This is a genomic window from Streptomyces sp. SID5785, from assembly GCF_009870065.1.
In the GTDB taxonomy this organism is placed as follows: domain Bacteria; phylum Actinomycetota; class Actinomycetes; order Streptomycetales; family Streptomycetaceae; genus Streptomyces.
Window position 1 is genome coordinate 1 of record NZ_WWIA01000149.1, and the last position, 5,532, is coordinate 5,532.

Below are 5,532 nucleotides of genomic sequence, written 5' to 3' on the forward strand. Positions count from 1 at the left end.
TCCGACCCCGCCGCCTCCGGCCCCGCCGGCCGTGTACCAGTGGAACCAGCTGTCGTACGGCGGCATCGGTGACGGCACCGAGCCCGAGATGCGGCTCGGCGAGAGCAGCTGGGTCTGGCAGCGGCAGGGGCTCTCGATCGGCGGGCAGCAGTACGCCCACGGTGTCTCGGTGCACTCCCGCTCCTCGGTCACCATCGACCTCAACCGCACCTGCACCGCGTACGACGCGCTCGTCGGCGTGGACGACCTGACTCTCGGCCTCGGCGCCGTCCGCTTCTCCGTCTACGTCGACGGGGCGCGGGCCTGGCAGTCGCCGGTGGTGCGGGGCCATGACGCGGCGGTGCCCGTGCATGTCGGGCTCTCGGGGGCGAAGACGATCCGGCTCGTGGTCGAACCCCAGACCCCGTTCGGCGGCGTGGCCGTCGCGGACTGGGCGCAGTCCCGCTTCACCTGCGGGTAAGGGCGGGCGGGTCCCGGGGTCGGTCGCGGCAGTGATCCGGGTGGGCGGCGCCGGGTCAGTGGGCCGGGCCCGGGGTCAGAGGGCCCAGGGTCAGTGGGCCGGGCCCGGGTCGAGCTCGGACAGGATGTCGTCCGCGGTCAGGCCCCGGCCCTCCGCGCGCAACGCATCGTGGCGCATGGCGCCCAGCGCCTCACGGATCCGGGCCTCGATCCGCGCGCACGCATCCCGCTCCGGCTGTGGACGCTCCCGGCCGCCGCGCAGCGCGTCCGACGCCGCGAGCAGCCGCACGGAACGCTCCGGGTTCCCCGCCTCCGCCTGGAACTCCGCCGCGATGTCGATCAGGCCTCCCGTCACCGACTCCGAACAGCGGTCCATCACCGCGTCCCGCAGGACCCGGGCCAGGATCGTCAGGCCCGCCACCGGTCCGGACTCGGCCGCCGCGATCTTCGCCTCGAGCCGGCCGAGCGCCGCGATGAACTGCGGGGGCGGCGAACCGACCCGGGCCAGCTCCAGCGCCTCCTCGCACAGCACGCGTGCGCCCGCCACGTCCCCGTCGGTCAGCAGCAGATGGCCGCGGAGCACCCGCACGAACGCCGTCGTGTCCGTGACCCCCACCCGGGACGCCTCGTCGCTCGCCACGTCGAGGGTCTTGCGCGCGGTGTCCGGCTCGCCCGCCAGGTAGGCGATCTCCGCGAGCCGGGCCAGCAGGAACGGCGACTCGGCGTAGGCCCCGACCTCGTACGCGAGGCGCAGCGCCTCCTCGTACTGCTCCTTCGCGTCGTCCATGAGGCCGCGCATCATGGCCGCCTCACCCGCCGCGCTGCACACCTGGGCGCGCATCCAGCGGTCGCCCACCGTGCGGCTGATGTCGCGCAGTTCGGCCAGGTCGCCGTCGACTCCCTGCATGTTTCCCGGCATGTCCACGGCCACGTGCGTACGGAACATCAGCATCACACCGATCTCCCAGTCGCCGCCGAACTCCCGGCAGTTGGCCACCGCCGCGTCCAGCGCGGCCCGCATGTCCGGGCGGTCCTGGTCGAGGAGGAACAGCGAGAACGGCCAGATGATCCCCGGGAACCGCGCGGCCATCGGGCAGGGCGGCTCGAACGCGGACCGCACGCGCGCCACGTACTCCCGGTCGGCCTCGTCGCGCACCGCCTCCTGCGGCCGGGTCTCGATGAGGAGGAAGAGATCGAGCAGCCGCAGGTTCAACCGGGGCCAGTGCAGCGGGTCGGCCGGGTCGTCGGGGGCGCTCCGGTCGGGCAGCAGGGCCATGGTGCGGGCCAGCCAGCTCGCCGCCTCGGGGCGGTAGTTGCGCAGCCACCAGAACCAGCCCATCAGGAGCGTCAGCGCGATGGCCGTCTCCTCGTCCCGGCCGTCGTCGGCGGCACCGGCGGCGGCAGTGGCGTCGGCGTCGCGAACTGAGGCGGAGCCGGAATCGGGCGTTGCGGGTACGGATGCGGCGGGCGGCTGGGTCACGCGGTGCAGGGCCGCTCTGATGTTGTCCAGCTCCGTCTCCACGCGCTGGATCCAGGGGAGCTGCTCCGCCGAGCGGATGCGGGGCTCGGCCAGCTCCAGGAAGGCGCGCACCCACGCGGTGTGGCGGCGCTCGGTGCGACGCCGCAGGTCGGGGAAGGCGGCGGCGCGCTCCGTGGCGTACTCGTGGATCGTCTCCAGCATCCGGTACCGCATGCCGCCGGGGGCGTCGGCGTCCGGCTGCGGGGCCGCGATCAGCAGGGACTTGTCCAGGAGAGAGCCGATGGCGTCCGCGACCGTCAGGGCGGCGCCCGGCACCCCGGTGCAGACGGCCTCGGCCGCCTCCAGGTCCCAGCCGCCGGCGAAGACCGACAGCTCGCACAGCACCCGGCGCTCCTGCTCGTCCAGCAGGTCCCAGGACCAGTCGACGACCGCACGCAGCGTCTGCTGGCGGGGCAGGACGGTGCGGCTTCCGCTGGTCAGCAGGCGGAAACGGTCGTCGAGGCGGTCCGCGATCTGGCGTGGGGTGAGCAGCCTCAGCCGGGCCGCCGCCAGTTCGATGGCGAGCGGCAGTCCGTCGAGACGGCGGCAGATCTCCGCGACCGCCGCACGGTCCTGGGCGGGGTCGAAACCGGGGCGCACGGCCGCGGCCCGCTCGGCGAACAGGCGGGATGCGGGGTCCGGGGGCAGCGGCTCGACCGGGCGGACGGACTCCCCCGGGACGGACAGGGGCTCGCGGCTCGTGGCGAGGATCGTCAGCGACGGGCAGTGCGTGAGCAGGGTCTCGGCGAGCTGGGCCGCGGCGTCGATCACATGCTCGCAGTTGTCAAGGATCAGCAGCAGGCTGCGCTGGGCGCAGTGCTCGATGAGGAGCCGTGTCGGGTCGTCCTGGGGGACGGGCGAGAGCTCGCTCGTCATCAGAACCGTCTCGCGCAGGCCCAGGGCGCTGACGACCGCGCCCGGCACCGCCTTCGGGTCGTCGAGCGGCGCCAGCTCGACCAGCCAGGCCTGGGAGGCAGGTGCGGCTGCCTCCTCCGCCAGGCGGGTCTTGCCGGAGCCGCCCGGGCCCGTGAGCGTGACCAGGCGTGCTCCTCGCAAGTCAGAACGGATGGCCTCCAGTTCGGGTTCCCGGCCCACGAAGGAATTCAGCCGCGGCCGGAGGTTGCCCTGCCGGACCGGGGTGCGGGCGGTGGTCGGCGCGGCGGGCGCCGGGGCCGGGGCCGAGCCGAGGTCAGCGGGGGCGGAGCCCGCGTGAACAGGATCCGCCTGAACGGGGTCCACAGGAACAGGGTCCACAGGAACGGGGTCCGCGGGATCCGGAGTGAGAAGTTCCGTGTGGATGCGGCGGAGTTGGGGGCCCGGGTCGGTGCCGAGGCCGTCGGCGAGGGTCCGGCGGGCCTCCTCGTACGCCGCGAGCGCGTCGGCACCCCGGCCCGTGGCGCGCAGGGCGCGGATGAGCAGGGCCCACAGCGGCTCGTCGTACGGGTACACCGTCGTCAGCTCGCGCAGTTCCGGTACGAGGTCCGCGGCGCGGCCCAGACGCAGATCGGCCTCGGCGGCGGCCCAGGTGGCGTCGAGCCGACGGGTCTCCAGACGCTGCGCCTCGGGGCGGACGGTGCCGTCGAACGGCGGGAGGTCCGCCAGCGCCGGCCCGTGCCACAGCGCCAGTGCCTCGCGCAGGAGGCGGGAGGCGGTGGCGGGGTCGTTGTCGGTGAGGGCCTGGGTGCCCCGGCGGGTCAGCTGCTCGAAGACGTGGGCGTCGACGTCCTCGCGGCGGGCGGCGAGGCGGTAGCCGCCGGTGTCCGAGGCGATCGCCTCCCGGCCGAGGGCCCTGCGCAGGCGGCCGACCAGGGCCTGGAGCGCGGCCGGGGCGTCGCTGGGCGGGGCGTCCGCCCAGACGTCGTCGATCAGGGTGTCGGTGGGGGCGGGGCGGGGAGTGTGCAGGGCCAGGGAGGTGAGGAGGGCGCGGAGGCGGGGGCCGCCGACGGGTACGGGGGTGTCATGGCTGTCGCTCGCTCGGGTGGCGCCCAGGATTCTGTACTGCACCCGGGCATTGTCGCCGCTTCTGCGCGTCTTGGCCTCAGGGTTTCCCGTGCCGGGCGGGTCCGGCGGGCGACTGCGGCGCGGGGCGGGGCCCCGCTGTGGTGATCCGGCGGCGCCGACCCGCGGGTGCTGGGCAGCCCCGTCAGGGGCACGGGCGGGGCCCCGCTGTGATGGTCCGGCACCGCCGCCACGAGCGTGCTGGGCAACCCCGCCAGGGGCACGGAGCGGGGGCCCCGCTGTGGTGATCCGGCGACGCCGCGGCGAGCGTGCTGGGCAGCCCCGTCAGGGGCACGGAGCGGGGCCCCGCTGTGGTGATCCGGCACCGCCTCGGCGAGCGTGCTGGGCAAGCCCCTTCAGGGGCGCGGGGAACTGCGCGAGCGGCCACGACGCTGCGGCACCCTGCAGACGAGCCCCACCCACACCCACACCTACACCCACACCCCTACGCCGGGGAGCACGGGCACAGCCCGGCCGGAGGTGCGGGAGGGCCGGGACAAGGGCCGGGGCCAGGGCGCACACCCCGACGCCGTCGAGGCGGCACCGCCCCGCTCAGGGCAGCCCGGGAACGCTGCCCGAACCGAGCGCCCGCTCCGGCGTCACCGACCCGGACGGCACCGCCCGCGCCCGCGCCGGCGTCCCGGTCCAGCAGGTGCCGCGCCGGGCCAGGAGCCGGCGCAGCCACAGCTCCAGGGAGACCAGGTCGGCCAGCCCGTCGAGCGGCAACGCCTCCCCGTCCGCGGCCGCCCGCAACGCCTTGCGGACGACCCGCGCCTCGACGAGCCCGGTCTGCGCGAGCAGGGGCGTGTCGAAGAGCGCGATGAGTTCGTCCGCGGCGACCCGCAGTCCCGTCCGGGCCGCCGCCGCGGACGTCGCGTGCGAGGTGGCGCCCCAGCCGGCCGGGAGGTCGGTGACGCCGGCGCCCTCGAGGACCGTCCGGAGGATGTCGGCCCGCGCCCCGGGCTGGACCCGGAGCGCCTCGGGAAGCGCCCGGCACGCGCGCACGACCTGGTTGTCGAGGAACGGCGCGTGCAGCCGCTGGAAGCGGACCTCCGCGGCCTGTTCGAGGATGCGCAGGTCCGCGGCCTGCCGGGCGAGCGCCGCGCGGGCCCGGAACTCGCCGGGCCGCTGCCCGGGCCCCGGCCCCGGGCGGGTCGCCCCCACACCCAGGCGAACCGATACTTCAGCTAGCGCTTCACCGGTCAGCCAGCGCGCGGCGGGCCCGGGTCTCGCCCAGGTGAGTGCGGCGAGCGAGGCCCCGACGGCGCCGCCCGCGTCCTCGAAGCGCCGGTGCAGCAGCAGTTCGGCGAGTCCGTCGAGCCCGGCCCGGTACGGCGTGCGGGCCAGCTTGCGCGCGGCGCCGTACACGCGCGCGGGCACGGTGAGCGATCCGTCCGCCTTGGTGAGCGCCGCGACGGGCCGCACCATGCTGCGCCGCCTCCGGTCCATCAGGAGGTCGGTCAGCCGGGCGGGGTGCGCGTCGAGCACCTGGCGTGCGCCGTACCCGGTGAAGTGGTCGGCGCTGCCGGAGGCGAGGCGCGCGCGGTGCCGGGCGG

General features: G+C 75.9%; 3 protein-coding genes. 1 reads left to right on the forward strand and 2 read right to left on the reverse strand.

Annotated features, from left to right (window positions below):
* The coding region (locus GTW43_RS04735) for an NPCBM/NEW2 domain-containing protein (protein WP_202501043.1) at positions 1-460 on the forward strand (460 nt) is incomplete at its 5' end.
* Positions 461-550: 90 nt separating this feature from the next.
* Here the strand turns inward: GTW43_RS04735 and GTW43_RS04740 are convergent.
* Positions 551-3,982 (reverse strand): BTAD domain-containing putative transcriptional regulator, encoded by a 3,432-nt coding sequence (locus GTW43_RS04740; protein WP_161300354.1) that lies wholly within the window; start codon positions 3,980-3,982, stop codon positions 551-553.
* 546 nt (positions 3,983-4,528) lie between these two features.
* Positions 4,529-5,532, reverse strand: a 1,004-nt coding sequence (locus GTW43_RS04745) for an asparagine synthase-related protein (protein WP_237536409.1), incomplete at its 5' end; no start/stop codon positions are given.